The 20,957-nt window shown below is 65.1% G+C and carries 16 protein-coding genes and 2 tRNA genes; 9 read left to right on the top strand and 9 right to left on the bottom strand.

The features are described from left to right. Positions 1-31 precede the first annotated feature (31 nt). The gene (locus ACPDIT_RS03295) at positions 32-1,039 is read right to left on the bottom strand and encodes an NAD(P)-dependent alcohol dehydrogenase (RefSeq protein ID WP_423441517.1); all 1,008 of its coding nucleotides are present in this window, start codon (positions 1,037-1,039) and stop codon (positions 32-34) included. A gap of 708 nt (positions 1,040-1,747) precedes the next feature. Between ACPDIT_RS03295 and lepB the strand changes: the two genes are divergently transcribed. Next, positions 1,748-2,233 carry a signal peptidase I gene (lepB, locus tag ACPDIT_RS03290; RefSeq protein ID WP_423441515.1) on the top strand — a complete coding sequence of 162 codons (486 nt, stop codon included), beginning with the start codon at positions 1,748-1,750 and terminating at the stop codon, positions 2,231-2,233. A 27-nt stretch (positions 2,234-2,260) separates the two neighbouring features. On the opposite strand, the gene ACPDIT_RS03285 is transcribed toward lepB, so the two are convergent. Then, positions 2,261-3,658, bottom strand: a complete 1,398-nt coding sequence (locus tag ACPDIT_RS03285) for a tetratricopeptide repeat protein (protein WP_423441513.1) — start codon at positions 3,656-3,658, stop codon at positions 2,261-2,263. 332 nt (positions 3,659-3,990) lie between these two features. Between ACPDIT_RS03285 and ACPDIT_RS03280 the strand changes: the two genes are divergently transcribed. The 3 genes from ACPDIT_RS03280 to ACPDIT_RS03270 all read left to right on the top strand — a co-directional run bounded on the left by ACPDIT_RS03280 (position 3,991) and on the right by ACPDIT_RS03270 (position 6,875). Then, on the top strand, positions 3,991-5,016 hold the full coding sequence (locus tag ACPDIT_RS03280) for a hypothetical protein (protein WP_423441511.1): 1,026 nt from the start codon (positions 3,991-3,993) through the stop codon (positions 5,014-5,016). Positions 5,017-5,795: 779 nt separating this feature from the next. Further along, the gene (locus ACPDIT_RS03275) at positions 5,796-6,209 is read left to right on the top strand and encodes an EVE domain-containing protein (protein WP_423441509.1); all 414 of its coding nucleotides are present in this window, start codon (positions 5,796-5,798) and stop codon (positions 6,207-6,209) included. A 6-nt stretch (positions 6,210-6,215) separates the two neighbouring features. After that, entirely contained in the window at positions 6,216-6,875 is a 660-nt protein-coding gene (locus ACPDIT_RS03270; protein ID WP_423441507.1) for an HAD family hydrolase, read from the top strand. A gap of 7 nt (positions 6,876-6,882) precedes the next feature. Here ACPDIT_RS03270 and ACPDIT_RS03265 read toward each other — a convergent pair. Continuing rightward, positions 6,883-6,958: transfer RNA gene (locus tag ACPDIT_RS03265), tRNA-Ile, on the bottom strand. Between the two features lie 388 nt (positions 6,959-7,346). Beyond that, positions 7,347-8,378, bottom strand: coding sequence for a cytochrome d ubiquinol oxidase subunit II (gene cydB / locus ACPDIT_RS03260; protein WP_423441505.1), 1,032 nt, complete (start codon positions 8,376-8,378; stop codon positions 7,347-7,349). Between the two features lie 640 nt (positions 8,379-9,018). On the opposite strand from cydB, the gene ACPDIT_RS03255 reads away from it, so the two are divergent. After that, positions 9,019-9,094, top strand: a tRNA-Ala gene (locus ACPDIT_RS03255). 73 nt (positions 9,095-9,167) lie between these two features. Continuing rightward, a complete protein-coding gene (locus tag ACPDIT_RS03250) occupies positions 9,168-10,058 on the top strand; it encodes an MnmC family methyltransferase (protein ID WP_423441503.1) in 891 nt (296 codons plus the stop codon). 31 nt (positions 10,059-10,089) lie between these two features. Here ACPDIT_RS03250 and dnaG read toward each other — a convergent pair whose 3' ends face one another. Both dnaG and ACPDIT_RS03240 read right to left on the bottom strand, forming a co-directional pair. After that, entirely contained in the window at positions 10,090-11,904 is a 1,815-nt protein-coding gene (dnaG, locus tag ACPDIT_RS03245) for a DNA primase (RefSeq protein WP_423441501.1), read from the bottom strand. A gap of 1,347 nt (positions 11,905-13,251) precedes the next feature. Next, positions 13,252-13,764, bottom strand: coding sequence for an FmdB family zinc ribbon protein (locus tag ACPDIT_RS03240; RefSeq protein ID WP_423441499.1), 513 nt, complete (start codon positions 13,762-13,764; stop codon positions 13,252-13,254). A gap of 376 nt (positions 13,765-14,140) precedes the next feature. Between ACPDIT_RS03240 and ACPDIT_RS03235 the strand changes: the two genes are divergently transcribed. Beyond that, complete coding sequence (locus ACPDIT_RS03235) at positions 14,141-15,448, top strand: 3-keto-disaccharide hydrolase (RefSeq protein WP_423441497.1); 1,308 nt, start codon at positions 14,141-14,143, stop codon at positions 15,446-15,448. A 26-nt stretch (positions 15,449-15,474) separates the two neighbouring features. Beyond that, positions 15,475-16,815, top strand: coding sequence for a Gfo/Idh/MocA family protein (locus tag ACPDIT_RS03230; protein WP_423441495.1), 1,341 nt, complete (start codon positions 15,475-15,477; stop codon positions 16,813-16,815). Between the two features lie 171 nt (positions 16,816-16,986). On the opposite strand, the gene ACPDIT_RS03225 is transcribed toward ACPDIT_RS03230, so the two are convergent. From ACPDIT_RS03225 to ACPDIT_RS03215, 3 genes are all read right to left on the bottom strand, one after another. Then, on the bottom strand, positions 16,987-17,907 hold the full coding sequence (locus ACPDIT_RS03225; RefSeq protein ID WP_423441493.1) for a metallophosphoesterase: 921 nt from the start codon (positions 17,905-17,907) through the stop codon (positions 16,987-16,989). Positions 17,908-17,967: 60 nt separating this feature from the next. After that, positions 17,968-18,570: an OmpH family outer membrane protein gene (locus ACPDIT_RS03220; protein ID WP_423441491.1), complete on the bottom strand. Its 603-nt coding sequence runs from the start codon at positions 18,568-18,570 to the stop codon at positions 17,968-17,970. 112 nt (positions 18,571-18,682) lie between these two features. After that, positions 18,683-19,711, bottom strand: coding sequence for an L-threonylcarbamoyladenylate synthase (locus tag ACPDIT_RS03215; protein ID WP_423441489.1), 1,029 nt, complete (start codon positions 19,709-19,711; stop codon positions 18,683-18,685). Positions 19,712-20,111: 400 nt separating this feature from the next. On the opposite strand from ACPDIT_RS03215, the gene ACPDIT_RS03210 reads away from it, so the two are divergent. Then, on the top strand, positions 20,112-20,945 hold the full coding sequence (locus ACPDIT_RS03210; RefSeq protein WP_423441487.1) for a type II secretion system protein: 834 nt from the start codon (positions 20,112-20,114) through the stop codon (positions 20,943-20,945). Positions 20,946-20,957: the final 12 nt, after the last annotated feature.

The following is a 20,957-nucleotide window of genomic DNA, read 5'->3' as shown; positions in this document are numbered from 1 at the left end:
GGCAGGTCCGGGGAACGAGCACCACGACTCGTCAGACCAGAAGCACGGCGCGGTACCGGATTGTGTTCTGGCGGACCTTTTCGATGGCCCGATTGACCTCGGCCAGCGGGAAGGTTTCCACCCGGGGTCGGATGCCAAACAGCGCGGCCAGTTCGAGCATCTCGCGAATGGTGGCCCGAGTGCCAATCGGGCTCCCCATGATCCGACGTCGTTTGACCAGCAGGGGCCACACGGGCACCGTCAGTGGCGCCGTCGGGGCTCCCACGTAACACAGCACGCCGTCGGACCCCAGCAGGTCCAGATAAACATCCACGGGCGTCGGCACCGGTACCGTGTTCAGCAGAATGTGCAAGGGCCGTGCCGGTCGGCGATCTGGTTTGCCGTCGCGAATGATGATCGCGTCGTGAGCTCCGAGCCGGGTGGCTTCCTGCGCCTTGGCTTCGGTGGTGGTGAAGGCGGTCACATGGTTGCCCAGCCGACTGGCAAATTGGATGGCCAGATGCCCCAGGCCGCCGACGCCGATGACGCCGATGCGCAAGCCGGAACCCATCCCGGCGGCGCGCAGGGCCGAGTACACGGTGATTCCCCCGCACAAGAGGGGGCCGGCGGCCTCGGTCGGCAATTCCGGGGGCAGGGGGAAGCAGTACCGACTGTCAATGACCAAATGGCTGGCGAATCCGCCATGGCCGTGCGTGATGACGCCCGTGCTTTCCTCGCACAAATGGTCCTGCCCGCGGAGGCAGTCATCGCACTGGCCGCAGGACGATCGCTGCCATCCCACGCCCACCCGTATGCCCGGGGTCAGATGCGCGACTCCCGGACCGCATTCCAGGATCTCGCCCACCACCTCATGGCCGGGCACCAGGGGGTACCGGGACATTTGCCAGTCATTGTCGATCATGTGGATGTCGCTGTGACAGATGCCGCAGGCGTGCACGCGGATCAGGACCTCGCCTGGTCTCAGCGACTCCACTTGATACGACCAGGGCTCCAGGGGTCGGCCCGGTCCCAACGCAGCGTAGGCTTGCACCTTTGTCATGAGGGACAAATTGGCGAGCTGCGGGTGGCGATGCAACTGATGTATGCCCTGACCCCGTGCGCAGGGTTGCCTGCTTGACGCTTTGCCGTGTCGGCACAGGGTCGAGAACAGGTCACCGAATCGAACAGGCGTGCAAGCCCTTCTTCGCGCAGCGGTGGGGGACCAGGTCGGATGAGGGGACCGTTGCCGAGATTTCAGGCAGGGTCAATCGGACAAGCTCGAGCCGCTCCCGGGCCCGGGAAAGTGCTCGGAGGAGAATGGGGCCCGGGGCTTGCGATTTGCGGGGCGACAGGCCGGTGGCTTCCATGTGCTCGCGTTGACCGGGCAGGACCGGATCCGCTCGAAGCCCTTGAGAATCGCGGTGCTCACCCGCGGCCCCCCGACTTGGTTGACAGGGCCGCAGAGTGCACTGGACCAGTGGGGCCCGTCGGGGTTTGGGCCATGCGTCGCGGGGTTCAACCGGATAAGAATCGTGGAATCCGGGCCCATCCGTAGAATGCCCGACAAGTCGAATCCGTGGTTTCCCCGGATTGAGCGCCCCGGGAAGCAGCGTCCACAGTATGGCCGTCCGTTTTGGGGGATCCGGTCCACGGGCCGGGTGCGACCAGACCCATGCGAACGCGAACAGAAAGGTGGATCCTGCGAGCCCTTGGCCCGAGGGGCATTGCCGGGCAGGGCAGGCCGCGGCGCCGCGCGCGAGGGGAGGCGATGCTGTTTTCTGTGCTCCTGCAGGGGCTGGCATTGCTGGCACTGGCGGCCGGTTCTTACACCACCTGCCGCACCTACCTGGTTCGGTCGGTTTGCGTCCAGGGCACGAGCATGCTGCCGACACTGCGTGAGAAACATTGGTACCTGGCCAGCCCTTTGGTGTTGCGGTGGCGGGAACCCCGTCCGGGGGACATTGTGGTGTTGCGGGACCCTGCGGAGGGCTCGTTGGTGGTGAAGCGGGTGATAGCGGCAGCGGGCGACCGGGTAGAGTTGCGGGACGGCGGGGTGTACGTGAACGGGCGACGGTTGGAGGAACCGTATCTCTTGCCGGGCACGACGACCTGGCCGGTGCGCCGGCAGTGGAGTCGTGTGACCTGCGGGCCGGGAGAGTATTTCGTGTTGGGGGACAACCGCGCGGTGAGCGCGGACAGCCGTGAATACGGGCCGGTCCCGCGAGAGGCCGTGTTGGGGGTTGTGCTTCGGTAGGTGCGGACCCGGGCCGCAGCCGTTCGGTCACTGGCTGGCATAATAGGAGTCCACCTTGGCTGCGACGTCCCGGTAACCGATGTCCACCTCGTAGATCTGTTTGAAGTACTCGATGGCTTCGTCGCGCTTCCCCATGGCCTCCAGCACGCAGCCGAGGTTGTAAAGGAGTTCCTTTTTTTCCTCGTCGAAGGTGAGCTTCTCCTTCAGGGCGTTCTGGAGGGTGCGGGCGGCGAGGTCGTACATTTTGCGCTGGGCGAAACAACGGGCCAGATAGTTGAGGGCCGCAATGCGTTTGTGGGGATTGTTCTGGGCCTTTTGGAACTCGGCGATGGCTTCGGTGATGCGCCCGGCTTCGAACAGCAACTGGCCGTACTCGAAACGAATGGTGAGGTCGGTGGGGTATTTTTCCACGCGTTTCCGACATTCCTCGAGGCGGAAGGCCTGTTTGGCGGCCTGGATTTCGGCGGCCCGCTCGGCGTAATCGGGGGCGGCGGGGTCGAGCTGGGCCAGCTGGTGATCGAACCGGCGGACGATGGTTTCGGCGATGGCGCGGTCGAGGCTGGGGTCCTGCCCGGCCTCGGTGTTCTTGAGCCGCTCGTAGTACTCGAGGGCCTTGTCGAACTGTTGTTTTTGGGTGTAGAGCTCGGCCAGGGAGCGGAGCAGGCGGAGGTTTTGAGGTTCGCGCGGAAGGCGCGCCTCGTACTCGCGGATGAGGCGGTCGGTGGCGTCTTCGGCCTTGTGGACCTTTTGCTCGTCTTCCAGGAGCTTGGCCTGTTCGGCGTCGCGAAGCACGTCGCGATATGAACCGGTGCCGCTTTCCAGGGCCTCGTAACCGGCTTCCGTGAGCGTTCTGCGGGCGGAAAGGTTCTTGAGTTCTTGGGCCAGCTCGGGGTCGCCGGGGTACAGACGCACGAGGGCAGCGAGGACCTGTTCGCCCTTGCTGATTTCCCCGGCATCGGCCAGGGCGTGCGCATACTGGACGGCCAGATCCCGATCGCGCGGATCATGGGCGAAGAGAACCTCGTAAGAGAGCAACGCCGTGCGGGTGAGGCCCGCGGCCCGGGCCGCCTCGGCGAAGATCTTATGGGCGGTCATGTTGTTCGGGTCGCTGTTGAGCACCTCCTCCGCCAGTTGCATGGCTTCCCAAGGGTTGGAGCGCAGGGCCAGGCGGGCGCGGGCCAGTTCGGGGGAAGCCGTCGCAGTGCCCAGGACCCGCTTCAAGAATCCGGTGCCCTTGGCCGCGGCCTTGCGCTGTTGGGCCTGGCGGAGGGCCTTGCGCGCCTCCAGGAAGGCGGGTTCTTTCGCGAGCACCTGGGTGAGGAGCATCTGGGCGTATTCAACATTATCCCGTCGGAGGGCTTCCAGCCCACGCTCGTACATTTCCCGGACTTCGCGGGAAACCTGACTGAGAGCCTTTTCGGACATCGTTCCCAGTCTAGGACACCGCGGGCCAGGGTGCCATTCAAAACCGGCGCCAGCTGGCTACTCGGGCGACGGTTTGGGCGGGGGAGGCGAGGGCTTGGTCCTGCTTCGGGCGCGCGCTCCTGGATTGGGGCGGGTTGTGAGGAGTCTCGTGCATCCTTCCGGCGGGGGTTCCGAGGCGTGGGCCTGCGGCCGAACACGCCTTGGCATTTTTTGTATTGGTTTTGGCAGGGATCCAATTCAAATCCCCAGCCGGTGCCGGTATCAAGGATGCTGTCAGTGAGTGCAAGCAACCCTGAACGAAGCGCGGTCAACGGCAACCGGACAGTGGTACCATGAAAAAGCAGCTCACTTGGTTGTTGGCAGGACTTCCCCTTCTTTTAGCATCCCCCACAGCACGGGCTGTCCTTTTGGCCTATGAAGGGTTCGATTATACACCGGGCTGGACCTTTGTAGGAGGAACCGGCGGGTTCGGGTTCGAAACTCCGTGGCTGGCGGCCAACAACAACATGGCCTCCAACGCCATCGTGGTGGCGGGGAGTTTTACATACACAGACGCCTTCGGCTTTAGCGTGCCGGTGTCGGGGCACCGGGCGTGGGTTACCGGCCACGGCACCGCAGACGGGGACAACTTCCCGGGTGGGGCGGCGGCCACCTCGAATCCGTGGCGCCGGCTTGCGTTCGCACGCGGACTGGATTCCACCCCGACGACCACGTGGGCGAGCCTGATTGCCATTCGCACCGGGCAGCCCTGGGCGTACACGAATGCCGGCGGAAACGTTGCGTACTTCGGGCGTGGCGTGGGGGCGCTGCAGTTCTTCTATAACGCAACCCCCGGGAGTACCGTGCAGGGCAACGAGATGGTGGGCGTCGGCCGGGGCTCCGAGAATACCTCAGGGATCAATCCCAACCAGAACGTGGACACATGGGCGATTCTGAACCGCGGCTCCGCGGCCCAGCAAAAGACTTCCACGGTCCACTTCACCAACGAGCCTCCCGACTTCCTGTTGATCCGCATCGATCACAACCCGGGGATCGGTCCACACACGAACGCAGCGGAGGCCGACCGGATTTACCTGTGGATCAATCCGAACAACCTGTTGCAGGAGCCGGACATCAACTCGGCCGACGTCACTCTGACGCCCATCGAGCTGTCGGCCAGCAATGACCGGGATTACATCTTCAATGTGATCCGTTTGTTCGGTGGGAACTTCAACACGACCGTGGGTTACAGCTCGGTTCAGGTGGACGAGATCCGGATTGGCACCGAGTGGATCGACGTGGTTCCGGAACCCTCCTCCGCGGCGCTGGCTTTGTTGGGTGGTTTAACCCTCTTGTTGTGGCGGCGACGAGCGGGTTGAGACGGCATCCTGGCTCCCTTGGATCCTGACCCGTTCTCGCTCCCAACTGGGTCACGGCCACGAGTGGCTGCATGGCTTCTCGTGGCCGTCTTCGTTGGAAGGGACGGGATTCAGGGGCGCCAACGGTGTGGGACCCTGCCGGAGGCACCGTCGCTGCCGTGAAAGATTGGGCCCAAAGGTGCAGGATGGATCCCGAACCCGAGTTCCCCGCCCGTCGGGTCGGCAGAGATGTCGCACGGTTGCCCCATTGGGCACGCCCATGTTTCCGACCTGACGGGAGGCGGGCAGGGCCAGGGTTCTCTCCGCTAAAGAAAGCCGCCGAGCGGCGCAGGACTGCCTCCTGGCTGCGGGCGAGACCAGATCTGTGCCAACGACCTTTTCAACGATTGGTCCAGGAGCGCCGTGAACAACGTGCACTTTGGCGGGCTCGGCAAACAGGTCCACGTGCCACGACGGCAGACGGCGCCCTCACCGGGTGGCGAACAGCTGCGGCTTTGCCGGCTCGTGCGGAGGCGCAGGAGGAGACAACCCAAGGGGGTGACCAAGGGGCGGAGGTGGAAAGGGCGTGAGACCGTTCGGGTACCACGTCACGCACAGGGCGGCGGGACGCCTGCCTGGCCGGTTCCGGAGCCGGCCCCGGGGCAATGCCGTGCTGCCGGTCCGAACGCCACGGTGCCCCAGGAGGCGGCCCTCTCCGGCCGGGGATTCGATTCCGGGCGATGCGTCCCTGAGGCGTTTCGGCGCTGACAGCGCCCGGCGTTTTGGGCAAGCTCGCGCCCGTGCAATACTGGTTGGTCAAGCAGGAGCCCGGCGAGTATTCATGGGCTGACTTTGTTGCCGAGGGTGGCACCGCCTGGACCGGCGTGCGGAATTATCAAGCCCGGAATCATCTACGGGCGATGCGAAAGGGAGATTGGGTGGCCTTCTACCACAGCGGATCCGAGCGAGCCGTGGTGGGGCTGGCCCGGGTGCGGCGGGAAGCCTATCCCGATCCCACGGCACGCGAGGGGGACTGGGTGGCCGTGGATCTCGAGCCGGTCAAGCCACTCGCCCGACCGGTGACCCTGGCGGAGATCAAGAGCGATCCCGAGCTGCGTAACATGGCGTTGGTGCGGCAATCGCGGCTGTCCGTCCTGCCGGTGACGGCGGCGCAATGGAAGCGCCTGCTGGCCCTGGCGCAGACGCAAGTGTAGGGGTTCATGGTGCCTGCGGCGGTCATTTTCGACATGGACGGCGTGATTGTGGACAGCGAACCGCTGCACGAACGCGCCACTCGCGAGACTTTGGCAGCGCTGGGTTACCCGGATGGGGGCGGAATCCGTTTCCGCGACTACGTGGGGCGATCGGACGGCGAATTGTGGGCGGACTTTCTCCGGCGGCACCGGCTGTCGGTGTCTCTGGAAGAATTGCTCGCGATGAAGCGCCGGCATTTGCTGGCCCTGCTGGCTTCTCGGCGACCGTTGTTTGGCGGCGCGGTGAACTTGGTTCGCCGCTTGCAGGGCCGGACCCTTCTGGGACTGGCGTCGGGCTCGGAGCGGCCGGTGATCGAGGCCGTCTTGGATCTGAGCGGCTTGCGGGATTGCTTTGCCGTCACGGTCAGTGGAATGGAGGTGCCGCGGGGCAAGCCCGCCCCTGATATTTTCCTGCACGTGGCGAACCGGCTGAAGGTGGAGCCGCAACAGTGCTGCGTCATCGAGGACTCTCTGCCGGGAATCGCCGCGGGCCGCGCCGCGGGCATGCGCGTGGTCGCCATCGCCAACACGCATCCCCCCGAGGAACTCCGCGACGCAGATTACGTCGTTCAGGATTACGAAAGCCTGGCCCGGTGGTTGGGGTTGGAGGACTCCGCGGACCGCTGAGAGAAGCTGGTGGGCCCAGCAGGATTCGAACCTGCGACCAAGCGATTATGAGTCGCCTGCTCTGACCCCTGAGCTATGGGCCCGCACCCCGTTCTACTCTGACCCGATCTTGGGATTCCCACAAGCCCGAAGGCCCGGGGGACAGTTCGTTGCCGACCGGACACTTCCGGGCCGGAGACCCCGGCGATGTACGCCCGGAGGCCCGGGGTCCGGGTGCGGCGGGCTGAATCATGAGTTCCGGCTGCGCGGAACGGAAGGATGCCCACGGACGTCGCACCCGGGCGCGGTTGGGGCCTCCGCTGCCGACGCACCCGACGTTTTTGCACCAGGGTCGCGCCCCGCATGCGGAGGGGATCCACCACACCGGTCCCGGCACTCACCGGGCGCCCGGGCAGGTGGGCGGCCCACAGGGGGTTCTGAGTAGAGCGCCGGGCCTCTGTCGGAGGCGAAAAGATCCGGCTTTGCGGAGCTTCAATAACTCATGCGGTCCAGCCGGACCTTGCCGCGGAAGATCCAGTAAATACTGACCGTGTAGGCCAGCACGATGGGCATCCCGATGGCGGCAATGATCAGCATGATCGTCAACGTCTTCGGGGACGAAGCGGCGTTGTAAATGGTCAAACTGTGGGCCGGTTCCGGCTGGCTGTAGATCAAGTGCGGATACATTTCCAGCCCGAACAAGCTCATCAGGGCCACCATGGCCACGCACGAGGACAGGAAGGCCCGTCCGTCGCGCCCGTGGTGAATCTCGCGCGGGATGTTGGCGATGGCCAGCATGTTGACCAGTGCCAGGCCAAAGAGCCAGGGATGGGCCCGGACGCGAGCCGCCATGTGCGGCACATAAATCAAGGTGGCCATGGTGGTAATGCCGTAGCAGATGATGAAGAAGATGATGCAGCGGGTGACCCAGACGCGCAGTGTCTCATGGAACGGCCCGTCGATCTTCAACAGGGCATAGATGCACCCGTGCATCATGAACAACGCCACCGTGGTGACGCCCAGCAACAATGCGTAGGGATGAAACAGGTTCCAAAAGCCGCCGATGTATTCGCAGTTTTCATTGAGGGGAATGCCCCAGGCGATGTTGCCCATCACCACGCCGAGCAAAAAAGCCGACCCAACGCTGCCCGCGGCGAACCCCACATCCCACATCTGCCGCCACCACGGCATGGGCTGTTTGCTGCGAAACTCGATCGCCACCGCGCGGAAGATGAGGGCGACCAGCAGCAGAATAAACGGAAGATAGAACCCCGAGAACACCGTGGCATAGACGTGCGGGAAGGCGGCAAACAGGGCCCCGCCGCCCGTGACCAGCCACACTTCATTGCCGTCCCATACCGGCCCGATGGCGTTGAGCAGGAGGCGACGCTCCTCATCCTTGCGGGCGAACAGATGAAGGCCGCCGATGCCGAGGTCGAATCCATCCAGCATCGCGTACCCTGTGAAAAGCACGCCGATCAGGATGTACCACACGGTCGGCAGGTGCAGCGACTCCCAGCTCATCGTCGGTTGCCTGTTTGTTGATCCTTGCGGTGTCCCGGGGGGCGGCCGCCTTTCCGAGGGGTCGGTGTGCCCGGACCGCAGACGCCTCCATGTTGGAGAGCGCTGCGGTTGCGGGCAAGCAGAAGCAAAACTGGTTTGGACATCCGTTACGATGGATTGCTTCTCATTGCAGCTGTCCTGGCGGAACGCGGGCCGGTCAACATGGGGTCGGCCCCATGAGGTCGCTGCATTTTCCGGGGCCCGGGCACGGGAGGAGCTCTTGGCGCGCTCGGGCTGTTCGAGTCCCGACAGGCAGCCCCGGGGGGATGAACTACGGGAGAACCGTCGGCACGTGAGCCTTGCATGTGCTATACCAGGCCGGCCTGCCCTCGCGCCGGCCACCGACGGGGCACTCGGAAGTACGTTGCGGGCGGGACGAAGCTGCAAGACCGCGGAGGCCGCCACCCCGAGATGCAGCCCGGGGCCCGGGTCGGCCGGTCCCTGAAAAGGGCGGGGAGCCGGGTGGCTCTGGCGACTGTCCGGCGGTAGGATTTGAAAGCACTTGCGCAGGGCTGCGGCTGGAGCATATTGATGAGCGCCGGTACGGACTTCTCGAAGGGTCCGTAGTGGCCGGAGCCGCTGCAGCGCGGCGGTCGAAGGTGGGGTCGTAGCTCAGTTGGTAGAGCGTCTCGTTCGCAATGAGAAGGTCAGGGGTTCGAATCCCCTCGGCTCCACCAATCTCTTTTTTTTTGAGGCTTCTTGGAACGGAGGCGGACACGCAAGGAACTGCCCCGGCCGGTCTTGTGTCAGATGAATCCCCAAGAAGGGCAACCTTCATTCGAGTTGGTCCGTTTGGCGTCCGGTGCCTGGGCCGTGCGGGACGAGGCGTTTGGCGAGATCATGCATCCGGGCTGTGGTCCCGCCGTGGAGGCCGCTCGATTGTACGTGGAGCAGTTGCGACTCGCGCAGCGGTTTGCGGCCCAGCAGGGCAGGGAAGTGGTCCTTTGGGATGTGGGGCTGGGGGCGGGAGCCAACGCGCTGGCGATGCTGCAGGCGGCATCAGCCTGGCCGGTGCGGGTGCGATTGTTGAGTTTTGACCTGTCGTTGGAGCCGTTGCGGTTTGCCCGGAGGCATGCCGGGCGCCTGGCTTATCTGGCGGGTTGGCAGGGGGTGTTGGACGTGTTTGTGGAGGGCCGGGGATGGAGCGGGACGATCGGGGAGGCAAAAGTCCAATGGGAATTCGTTTCCGGCGACTTTGCCGTTCGGATGGCCGAGCCGGACCTTGCGTTGCCGGCGCCGGATGGCATCGCATACGATCCTTTTTCGCCGCAGCGAAACCCGGAGCTTTGGACGGCGAGGCTGTTTCGGCAGGTGTTTCGACGGCTGGACCCGACGCGGCCCTGCCTGCTGGCGACGTACTCGCGGAGCAACCGCGTCCGTGTGGCCCTGCTGTTGGCGGGCTTCTTCGTGGGCCGCGGCTGTGCCGTGGGGATGAAGGAGGAGACCACGGTGGCCTCGAACCGCTTGGAATGGTTGGACCGTCCGCTGGATGTCGATTGGCTGGCCCGGGTACGTCGGTCCGCGACGGCCGAGCCCGCTTGGGAGCCGGGGGAGCCGCCGGGGCCGCTGCGACCGGCGACCTGGGAAGCCTTGCGGCGACACCCGCAATTCGCGGCCGGACCTGAGGGCGCTTCCCGATAGATGGAGCGAATCGTCAGCGGCGTGCCCCTCGTTACTCGATCAGGTTTGCGGGTAGCGGCAGGTCGGTCAGCTTCTGGGCACGCAGTTGTTGGATTTCTTGGAGACAAGCGAGCCGTTCCGATTCCGGGATGCCGGGTTGCGCGAGTCGTCGGGTGCGGTCCCGGATCTGTCGATCCAGATGGGCGTTGCGCAGCCGCAGGGTGACATCCCGCAGTTGCCGCGCCGGTTGTGGCAGGGGGCGATCGTCCACGGCACACGCGCTCACGAGCGATTGCAAGGCGGGTTCGGGCAGGGTCTGAATGAGGTCCGCCACTCCCGTCCAGCGTCGTTCGCGGTGGAGTTGGAGGCGCATTTGAACGGCCCTGCGCACGCCTTCGTGCTGGAGCCAGTCCGGAGACAGATGCTCTGCGACCCACTCCACGGCGGCCTCGTTCGTGAGCAGGAGCCGGAGCAGCCATTCCTCCAGCGGAGGGGGTGCAGCGGGGGCCGGAGGCCCTGCGTGCGTTTGGATCGTCTCCGGGGTTGCGGGTTCGACGCGATTTCGGCCGTGACGGCGAAACTCGCTCAGGACGGCATCGGGGCTTACGCCCAGGACATGGGCCGTTTTGCGCGCGTGCGTCTCGATGAGCAGGGCATTGTCGGTTTTGAGGACGGCTTCGGCCATGCCCTCCACAATGGCCAGGCGGCCGCGGTCGGTGTTGAGATCATATCGGCGACAGAGCTGTTTCAAGTGGTATTCAAAGAAGTCTTGGGCCGCGGCGACCAGGGCACGGAAGGCTTCGGAGCCATGGGTGCGGATGTAGCTGTCCGGGTCGTCCGGGGCCGGCACGACGGCCACGCGCACGACCATGCCCGCCTCCAGGAGGGGGTCGAGGGCCCGCACCATGGCTTTTTGACCTGCCTCGTCCGAGTCGAAACAGAGCACCGCCTCCTGAACGTAGCGGCGGAGCAGTCGTGCATGGTTCGAGGTGAAGGCCGTGCCGAGGGGGGCGACCACGTTTTGCACGCCGGCTTGATAGCAGGCGATCAGATCCAGTTGACCTTCGCAAATCACGGCGAAGCCGGCGTCGAGGATGGCGCGTTTGGTCTTGTCCAGCCCGTAGAAGATCCGGCCCTTGTTGAAGAGCGGAGTGTCCGGGGAATTGATGTATTTGGCGGTTGGGGCCTCGGCTTCGAGAACTCTTCCGCTGAAGGCCACCACACGGCCCTGTTCGTCGCAGATGGGGAAGATCAGCCGGCCCCGGAACCGGTCGTAATAGCCGCTTCCGTCTTCGCGGCGAACAATCAAGCCGGCTTGCTCGACCAGTTCCAGGTCGAACCCCTTGCTCCGGGCCCAGTTCACGGTGTCGTCCCAGGCCATGGGGGCGGCGCCCAGCCGGAACAATCGGATCATTTCCTCCGGCACACCGCGCCGGGCGAGATACTCGCGCGCCGGCTGGCCCGCGGCTTCGTTGGCCAGGACGTTTTGCCAGCGGCGCGTGATTTGTTCCAGGAGATCGTACAGCCGTTCCTTGAGCTGGCGCGTGGCGCGGGCGGCGTCGTCTTGGTCCCAGGCCAGCGGAATGCCCGCGCGCTCGGCGAGTCTCCGCACGGCCTCGGGAAAGGTCAGGTGTTCGATCTCCTGAACGAAGGTGAAAACATCGCCGCCCTTGTGACAGCCGAAGCAGTGGAAGATTTGTCGCTGGGGATGGACGTGAAAGCTGGGGGTTTTTTCCTTGTGAAAGGGGCAGAGCGCCACGAAGTTGGCGCCGCGCCGCTTCAACGGGAGGTATGCGCCGATGACTTCGACGATGTCATTGGCGGCACGGATTTGTTCCAGCGTCGTTTGCGAGAACACTCCAGCCATCGCACTGGCCCCGTGGCCGACCAGTCCGACGCACCTGCACGCCGAAAGCTGATCGTTCGTGAACAGAATCTGTGCGGCGTCGGCGGAAAGTCCAGTCTGGCGATGCAGCGCCCTGGGTTGCCGAAGTGGGCAGCGGGCTCGGTTCCATGAAGGCCCGGCAAAGTTGGTGTCGGGGAGGACCGCCCGATGGAGCCCAACAAATGAGCTCGCAAATGCCCGGGGGAGGTTGGGGCAGTTGGCAGGCCGGGGCTGCCGCGGGCGTAGCGCATTCAGCGGTCGCACGGGGAACGCGCCGCCCGATCCCGGACCATACGGACGGGGGCCGACCCGGGAAGCCAGAGGGCTCTCCCAAGAGTTGAGGGGTTGCGGGCTGCGTTTGCCGGTTCCGGAGCTGCATCTGCGCGGAGCGACCTCAAAGGTGGGTGCTGGCGGCATGGAGGCCCGTGGACCGAGCGCCGGTGGGTCGGCACCTGACGAGATCCTGCGTTGGGCCGGGGCGTCGTTCAGCGACCTGGGGCCGAACCTCGGGGTCGGGCTCGAGGGCTCGGTGAAATGCGCCTCCAAGCGGACGAGACGACGGTTATGGCAGAACACGTTTCGTTACCGGGGGCGATCCGATCCGCGCAAAGGAACGGGCCGGATCCCGAACGGATCCGGCCCGGCACAGAGACCCAAAGCACTCAAATTGTCTCGCGTTCGATGCGGCGCGGCAGCTCTACGCCTCTTGGCATGCACACGGTTTGCCCTTTTGCATCGCCAACCTGCCCCTACCTTAAGCCCCTCCGAGCAATGGCACAGTCCCCAATTCTGGTGACAAAGCCGCCGGCGGGTCGGACGGTCGACGCATCCGGGGCAGCTGGGAATTTCGCGTCGCGGTTCTGCCGCGGTTTGGGGACGCCCCGACCGGAGTGCCCTGGAGAGCGAAACGGCCCGGGCAAATCGCGAGCCGCAGGCGACACGGCAGGCACCGGTGATGGGGCGGAGCCTCTCTGCATTCCGTGCGGCGGACTCTCGCGCTCTCCGATGGGGCATCACTCTCGGACGGGTGACCCACGAGCGGCGGGCCATCGACTTGATGGAGAGTCGGCGGGAAGGCCGCGGACATCGACGGCTCGGGATCGGCCACCGGCGGATCGAATCGTTCGCGAGGACAGAGCCCGGAGGCGGATGAGTCCTTCGCGTCGGTCGCGGGCGGTTGTTGAGAACCAGGCCCCCGATCGACTTTGCTGGTGCACCCGCCCGGGTGGTTGAAGGCCGGCTTTCTCGAAACGGCGTTCTTCCAGCGGAGGCAGTTGCTCCGGCCGTTTCTTTGAGGCCCGGCCCGTGCGAACCGTCCCGCAAACGCGCTCAGTACTCGTAGAGACCTTCGTCGCGCGTGTAGCCGCCGAACCCGCCGCCAAATTCGTCCTCCTCGCCTTCCGGTCCGAGGAGGTCGCCCAGGACGTCGCCCATATCCTCTTCGATCTTCTCGGGGTCTTCCCCGGCTTCCAAACGTTTGATGGCCACGTCCAGTTCTTTGGGCACGCTGCCCGGCGGCATGAGATCCTTCATCTTGCGCATGACGTAGGCCATGTGGCGCGGATTGTTTTCGTCCAAATGCTCCATGTCCCGTTCCAGCTCCTGCATGACCCGTTCGACGCGGGGATCATCGAAGTCCGGACCCGGCGGCCCCTCCTCGGCATCAGCAGCCTTGCTGGTCGGTTCGGGGACCCCCTTCACGAAGGCGAACCGGCTGATCTGCTTGACCAGGTCTTTGTTGCCGCATTTCGGGCACACGGGTGTTCGGTCGGGGTTCACCCGCTTGGACAGGAAGCTGTAGATGCGCCGGCATTTGGGACAGGCAAACTCGTAAATCGGCATGGCAACTTCGATGTAAACCTGATTCTCAGCTGGCGGGCCGGGCCCGCCGACTTGTTTCCGGCAGCCGCCGGGCGGCTCCGGCATGAACAGGCCCACTTCTGTGGGCGGGCAATAGCATTGATGGAACGGCCGGGCTTTGCCAGGCAACAAAAATGTGCGGCCTGCAACAGGGGTGGGCCGGGCGAAACCGGCCGGGGCGGCTGGATTCCGTGGCCGGCGGCGCGCAGGTTCCCAGCAGGCTGGCCGGCAGTGCACCCCGCGGGTTTCGAGGCCGGCCTTGACTCTGCGGCCGGGTGCGCCCCAGCCTCTCCGGGTGCAAGGCCGTCACGGGCGAAGGGGCGGCAAGGGTCCGGAAGCGGCCAAGCCTACTGATTCTATGCATAAGAAATCTCCCAGGGTCGGACGGTGGGGTTGGTTGGCATTGGGGATCGGGGCCCTTTGCGTTTGTAGTTGTACCGGCCCGAGGGTCGAACCGGGATTCGAAGCGCTGTTCGATGGCCGCTCGTTGGATGGCTGGCAACACGTGGGCGGCCCGCCCGACGGTTACGTGGTGCAGGACGGAATCCTTCACTGCACCCCCCGGGGTCGGAACCTGTTTACCACGCGCCAGTTTCGCGACTTCATTCTGAGGTTCGACTTCAGGCTGGAGGAGGGCTCGAACAATGGCGTCGGCATTCGGGCTCCGCTGGAAGGCGATGCGGCTTATGCGGGGATGGAGATTCAGATTCTGGAGGAGACCGCGGCCTTGAAGGGCAAGTGGGGGCGGTTACGGCCCGAGCAGTTTCACGGTTCGATCTACGACGTGGCCGCGGCGCGCCGGGGGGCCCTGCGACCGCCGGGACAATGGAACACCGAGGAGATTCTCGCCGATGGCCGGCACATCCGGGTGCGCGTCAACGGGCAGACCGTTTTGGACGTGAACCTGAACGAGGTGCATGACCTGGACGTGCTGCGCCGGCATCCCGGCTTGTTCCGCGAGCAGGGTCACATCGGGTTTCTCGGCCACGGGGATCCGGTTCAATTCCGCAACATCCGCATCAAGGAATTGCGCCGCAGCGAATCCCGGGCCCGAGACGGGTTTCGCCCGTTGTTCAATGGCCGGGATCTGACCGGATGGAAGGGGTGGGTGGATCCGAGGGAGTGGGCCCGCATGACGGAGACGGAGCGTGCTGCGGCCCGGGCGCGGGCGGATGCCCTGATGCGCGAGAACTGGCGCGTGGAAGACGGTGCCCTGGTATACCGGGGCAAGGGATTCGACAATTTGTGCACGGAGCAGGAATTCCGAAACTTCGAATTTGTCTGCGAGTGGAAGATCGCGCCTCAAAGTGACAGTGGCATCTACCTGCGGGGCGTCCCTCAGGTGCAAATCTGGGATCCGTTCACACCCCCGGTGGGCGGCGGACGCGAGGTGGGCTCCGGCGGCCTTTATAACAACCAGCAACATCCTTCGCGACCCCGGCTTCGCGCCGACCGGCCCGTGGGGCAGTGGAATCGCTTCCGCATCGTCATGATGGGAGACCGCGTCCACGTTTTCCTGAACGACCAGTTGGTGGTGGAGAACACGCCCCTGGAAAACTACTGGGAGCGCGGCAAGCCGCTGCCACCCGCCGGGCCGATCGAGCTGCAGGCGCATGGGACGCCGGTGTGGTTCCGGGACCTCTGGGTGCGGGAACTGCCGGATTGACCAAGGATGACTGAGGAGGACGGGCGATGAAGGGACAACGGTTGAGTCGTCGGGAGTTTTTGCAACGCATGGCCGCCGTAGCGGCTGTCGTGGGAGGAGCGGGCTGTACCGGGCGGGGTCGGCTCCGTCGGGTGGCTCCTTCGGAGACCATCCTCCACGCTTGCATCGGCGCCAGTGGCATGGCGGCCAGCGACCTCAACAGCATCACGCATCATCCCTTCGTGAAGCTCGTGGCCATTGCAGACGTGGATCTGCCGCGGGCGGAGGCGTGGCGCCAGAAGTTTCCGGGCGTGCGGATCTACCAGGACTGGCGGCGGTTGTTGGAGACCGAAAAGGAGCTGGACACCCTCAACGTCTCCACGCCCGATCACATGCATGCACCGATTGCCATGGCCGCTCTCCAGCGGGGCGTGCATGTGTATGTGCAAAAGCCGTTGACGCACGATGTCTACGAGACCCGTCAGCTGACCCGGGTGGCACGTCAAAAGGGATTGGTCACCCAAATGGGCATTCAGATTCACTCCCTGCAGGAGTATCGACTGGCAGTTGCCCTGGTGCGCAGCGGCGTAATCGGCAAGGTACGGGAGGTCCATCTGTGGAGTGACAAGGACTGGGGCGATCCGGGTCCGCCACCGCAGCGAAGCGATCCGGTGCCGCCCGGGCTCGATTGGGACGGTTGGCTGGGGGTGGCGGCCTGGCGGCCGTACATTGGCGAGGGGTATTACCACCCGGGCAACTGGCGGCGGCGCCTCGATTTTGGCACGGGCACGTTGGGCGACATGGGCTGTCACATCTTCGATCCAGTGTTCAATGCCCTGGCGCTGACGGCGCCCGTGCGCGTGCGATCCGAAGGCGCTGCGCCCAACGCGTGGAATTGGGCCTCCAATGCGCGGATTCACTACACCTTTCCGGGCACCGCCTACACCGCCGAGGCCACGCTGCCGGTGACCTGGTACGACGGGACCCAGAAGCCACCCCCTGAGGTGCGGGCGCTCATCGAGGATGAACCCTGGCCGGCTCAGGGTTCGTTGTGCATCGGGACGCGAGGCGTCATGTTGTTGCCTCATATCGGGATGCCCAAGCTGTTTCCGCGAAAGCAGTTCGAGGGCTTTCACATGCCCGGGATCGAAGGCGCAAATCATTACACGCAATTCCTAGAAGCGGTCCGGGGCAACGATCGTACCACGGCCGGTTTCGATTACTCGGGGCCGTTGACCGAAACGGTGCTGCTGGGATGCGTGGCCACCCATTTTCCGCAGACCACCCTGGAGTGGGATGCGGCCGCGCTGCGCTTTAAAAACCTGTCGGAGGCCAACGCGTATCTGCGGCGCCGGTACCGTCCGAGCTGGGAGGTGCGGGGTCTGTAGGCCGGAACGGAGGGCCTGAGCGCGGCGTGGGTTGCGCAAGCTTGTGAACCGAGCGGCGTCGGCAGGCTCGACGCCCGTGTGCCGGGCGAAGCTCGGGAACCGGCTTCAAGGTCAAGGGGCGACTCGAGCCCTTGGGCAGGCCGGCAGAGGGAGAGACGCAACGGGCCCCGGTCAACCGGGGCGCCAGGTCAATTGAACCTCGCGGCCGTGCTCCGGATGCCGATCGTTGAGGCACCAAAGTCGGAGGTCCAAGCCATCGGTGCGCACCCGGGCTTCCACCCATCCGGAGGGGAACTCTTCGCGGAAGACATACGCGGTGGGGGGAAGATTGATCATGTGAATGCCGCTCTCGTCCCGGCTCAGGCCCCAGCGATGGGTGTGGCCGAAAATGCAGGCCTTGACCTGGGTTCTGGGCCGAATGACGGCCAGCAGGGCTTCCGTGTCCTTGAGCCCCACCGTGTTCGGTGCCAGGTCGGGGTGATGATGGAGGAGGATGATGGCGGGCCGGCGACGACGGGCGTCCAGAGCCCGGCCCAACCAGGCAAGTTGGTCGGGGCCCAGCAGGCCGGGCGTGGAGAGGGTCACCTCCAGAGAGTCGAGAATGAACCAATTGACGCGCGGGGAGGGCACCACGGCGCAACAGTGGGACCGCAAGGGACGGTCGGGGCGCACCGCCCAGGGGACGGCCTCCAGAAACCGGTCGCGGTGATCGTGATTGCCCAGGGCCAGGTGCACGGGCAGCCCTGCAGCACGGAGCGGTGCCAACAGGTCGACCAGTTGTCGGTAGTCGCCGGTCTCGCCCTGACTGAAGGCCAGGTCGCCGGCAATGAAACTTGCAGCGGGCACCGCGGGCCGGGTGAGGATTTGGCGAACGGTCCTCTCCAGGTGCTCGGCCATGACGATACCGCCGTGTTGCCGGGTGCGATCGGCGGCAATGTGGGTGTCTGCCATCAAGGCATACCGGTGGAGGTCCTGTCGGCGACGCCCGACACCCGAACTGGCAAGACACGGAGTGGTGGCCAGGCCGAGGCTGGTCCAAAGAATCCGGCGCAGGAAGGATCTGCGGCTGAGCGGGGGCAGATGGACGGGCATGGGTCGTGGATTACGAGGTGCCGGGGAGGACGGACACGCCACTCCTGCCATATCCCCGGCTCACGGTTTGGAGGGTGTGCTGCTCGTGGAGGCCGGGGCGTTGAGGTTGAGTTGATCGAGCACGGCCTGCGTGATGTCGTTGTCGCCACTGTTGTACAGAACCACGGGCGTGTTGCGGATGGAATCGGCAGAGACATCGATGACCAGCGCGTAGCCGGCGGCTTTGGCGCGGGATTGGATGACGGTGCGGATTTCGCTGAGGAGATTGTTCCGCATCCGGTTGCGTTGTTCCTCGATCGTCGCGCGGGCTTGGCGCTCGAACTGGGCGATCGACTCCTGAAGCTCGCGCATTTGTTTGAGCTTGGCCTCGGCATTCTGTTTGCGCCGCTCGCGTTCCTCCTCCGAAACCGCCTGGTCGCCGGCCGAGGCCAGAAGTTTCTGGTACTCCTCGTTATGTTTGCGCAGCTCTTCGACCATGCTCTTGTGGTCCTGCTCGAGCTCGGCCCCCCGCTTTTTCAGCGCGGCTTCGGCTTCCTTCGTTTTCCAGTAATTGTCGAACACGCGCGTCAGGTCCACGGTGGCGATGCGCCCTTGCGCCGCGGCAGGGAGCACACTCCAGGTCCCACAGGCCAGTATGCAAGCCAGAATCAACCCTCTGTTCATGCGGTCAGTTAATCAGAAAACCTCCTGTCGGCAATGGCAAACGGGGCAGCGGCGGTTCCAGACCGGGCGGTTTGGGTGCGGCCGGGCGACCGGCACCTTGCTCCGATGTTGCTCAGGCCGGAGGGGAAGCCAGACCCTCGGCGCGGCGGAGGCGGTCGGCGATTCCGGCCCACGCGGACTCTTCCGGGACGGCTTCCATGATGATGAGCCGCGCGCCCTGTTGGTCGCAGCGGTGCCAGGTGGCGTACAGGGCGCGGGCATAAGCCACCGGATCGCGCGGCAGGACCCAGACGTCGGCGAATGGACCCTTTTGGGGGATGGTGGTATGCGCCAAGACGTGGGCTGCGGCGGGATCGGCGCCGAGTTTACGCAATTGTTGACAAAGATGCTCGGGGCTGGTCCAGGAGAGAACCCGGACGGGCGCTGCCGGCGCGTAGTGCTTGGGGAAAAGGCCCGGGCTTGCGGGCGCACAAGCCTCAAGGGGCATGTGCGGTGCTTGCCCGAGGCCGGGCAACAGGGGCGCCAGGGCCTCGGCGTGGATCATGCCCGGGCGCAGGATGCGCGGCGGTTGACGGGCCAGGTCGATCACGGTGGACTCGATCCCGACCGCGCAGGGTCCTCCATCCACCACCAGTGGGATGCGGCCATTCAACTGGGCCAGAACGTGCTCGGCTGTGGTGGGAGAGACGCGGTTGGCCAGGTTGGCACTGGGGGCGGCCAAAGGAAACTGGCATTCCAGAATGACGGCCTGAATGAAGGGATGAGCGGGCCACCGAATCGCCACCGTGTTGCCACCCCCGGTGACCTCCGGGGGAATCGAGTCAGCCTTCGGCAACACCAGGGTCAGCGGCCCGGGCCAAAACGCGCGGGCCAGCCGCTCGGCCGTCTCCGGCCAGGCCGAGACACAATCCCGCGCCATCTCCAGCGAGGCCACATGGACGATCAGCGGGTTGGAGGCGGGTCGGCCCTTGACCTCGTAGACGCGGCGGACCGCCACGGGGTCCAGGGCGTTCGCGGCCAGCCCGTACACGGTTTCCGTGGGCAGAGCCACCACCTGGCCCTGCCGGAGCAGAGCGGCGGCGGCTTCGACCGCCCTGCGGAATTTCTCCGGGCTGTCGGCCTCGAGCCGTTGGGTTGTCATTTGCTCCTGCACAAGGCAACCGGAAACTCCTGCCCGCGCCGGGTTGGCGGTCAGGTGAACGGCCTTTTGGTGTCGGCGGCCGTTTCACAGGATGTCCGGTGGACGGCAAGGGGGGCAAGCCGGAGCGGGGTATTGCGGAAAATGCCCGGGCTTGTTGTCAGGATTCGCAAACCTTTTGGCGCGATTCACATTACCCGGTTTTCCGGACTCCGCTTATATTGCACGCGTGGTTTTGGTGGTTCGCCCAGGCCCAGTGGCGCAGTGCCGGCACGATTGGTCCGGTCGAAGGGGTGGTGTCTACTGTGCCGGGGTGGGGGCGGATCGGAGTGCAAGGCTGCCTTGGGTTTGTTCGAGCTTGTTCTCCATCGTGAAAACTTCCTTTTTCAGACAGTGCGTTTCCATGAAGTGCGGGATTGAATCGAGTCGGACGGCGCGGGTGGGGTTGCCCAGCGGCGGGGTGCAACGTTGCCGTCACGGGTTTACCCTGATCGAACTGTTGGTGGTCATTGCCATCATTGCGATTCTGGCGGGCATGCTCCTGCCGGCCCTCTCCCGGGCCAAGGGCAAGGCACAGGCCATCGCCTGCATGAGCAACACCAAACAGATCATGACGGGCTGGATGCTCTACGTTTCGGATCACGACGATCGCATGCCACCCAAGTTGGTGGCCAATGGAGTGGACTGGGGAATGAACCCCGACAATACCAACGCGTGGAAGCTGGTGGATCCGCAGCAGTCCCTGCTGGCGCCCTATGTGCAGCAGCCGGGCGTCTACAAATGCCCGGCCGACACGGTGCCCTCCGACAACGGTCCGCGCGTGCTCAGCATCTCTGGCAACGCCTTTCTGGGGGGCATCAGCGTAACGGTGTACAATCCCAACCCCTACGATCGAATCTACCCGGACCGCGGCTTTACCAAGGTGACGCAGCTGGTCAAACCGGGGCCGGCCATGACCTTTGTGACCCTGGACGAGCACCCGGGCAGCATTGACGATGCGGTCTTTCATTCGGTGGCGGGCGCGACCCTGGCCAATGCCGTGTTCCGCAATTTGCCGGCCAGCTATCATGCCGGGGGTGGCGCGAACTTTTCCTTCGCGGACGGCCACTCCGAGGTGCATAAATGGACGCATCCGGGCACCAAGCGGCCGGTGGTCAAGGGCGTGATCGAGCGGAACGTTTCCGCCCGGGGCAATCCGGACTATCTCTGGCTGAACGACCGGCTGCCGTACAACTGAGCCGGGGGACGC

This window comes from Limisphaera sp. VF-2 (assembly GCF_049537125.1).
GTDB lineage: Bacteria > Verrucomicrobiota > Verrucomicrobiia > Limisphaerales > Limisphaeraceae > Limisphaera.
This window is presented reverse-complemented; position numbering and strand designations above follow the sequence as displayed.

Coding starts and splice junctions, on each gene's coding strand:
- ACPDIT_RS03295 (WP_423441517.1), bottom strand. CDS start 1,039: ATGACAAAGGTGCAAGCCTACGCTGCGTTGGGACCGGGCCGACCCCTG.
- lepB (WP_423441515.1), top strand. CDS start 1,748: ATGCTGTTTTCTGTGCTCCTGCAGGGGCTGGCATTGCTGGCACTGGCG.
- ACPDIT_RS03285 (WP_423441513.1), bottom strand. CDS start 3,658: ATGTCCGAAAAGGCTCTCAGTCAGGTTTCCCGCGAAGTCCGGGAAATG.
- ACPDIT_RS03280 (WP_423441511.1), top strand. CDS start 3,991: ATGAAAAAGCAGCTCACTTGGTTGTTGGCAGGACTTCCCCTTCTTTTA.
- ACPDIT_RS03270 (WP_423441507.1), top strand. CDS start 6,216: ATGGTGCCTGCGGCGGTCATTTTCGACATGGACGGCGTGATTGTGGAC.
- cydB (WP_423441505.1), bottom strand. CDS start 8,378: ATGAGCTGGGAGTCGCTGCACCTGCCGACCGTGTGGTACATCCTGATC.
- ACPDIT_RS03250 (WP_423441503.1), top strand. CDS start 9,168: ATGAATCCCCAAGAAGGGCAACCTTCATTCGAGTTGGTCCGTTTGGCG.
- dnaG (WP_423441501.1), bottom strand. CDS start 11,904: ATGGCTGGAGTGTTCTCGCAAACGACGCTGGAACAAATCCGTGCCGCC.
- ACPDIT_RS03240 (WP_423441499.1), bottom strand. CDS start 13,764: ATGCCGATTTACGAGTTTGCCTGTCCCAAATGCCGGCGCATCTACAGC.
- ACPDIT_RS03235 (WP_423441497.1), top strand. CDS start 14,141: ATGCATAAGAAATCTCCCAGGGTCGGACGGTGGGGTTGGTTGGCATTG.
- ACPDIT_RS03230 (WP_423441495.1), top strand. CDS start 15,475: ATGAAGGGACAACGGTTGAGTCGTCGGGAGTTTTTGCAACGCATGGCC.
- ACPDIT_RS03225 (WP_423441493.1), bottom strand. CDS start 17,907: ATGCCCGTCCATCTGCCCCCGCTCAGCCGCAGATCCTTCCTGCGCCGG.
- ACPDIT_RS03220 (WP_423441491.1), bottom strand. CDS start 18,570: ATGAACAGAGGGTTGATTCTGGCTTGCATACTGGCCTGTGGGACCTGG.
- ACPDIT_RS03215 (WP_423441489.1), bottom strand. CDS start 19,711: ATGACAACCCAACGGCTCGAGGCCGACAGCCCGGAGAAATTCCGCAGG.
- ACPDIT_RS03210 (WP_423441487.1), top strand. CDS start 20,112: ATGAAGTGCGGGATTGAATCGAGTCGGACGGCGCGGGTGGGGTTGCCC.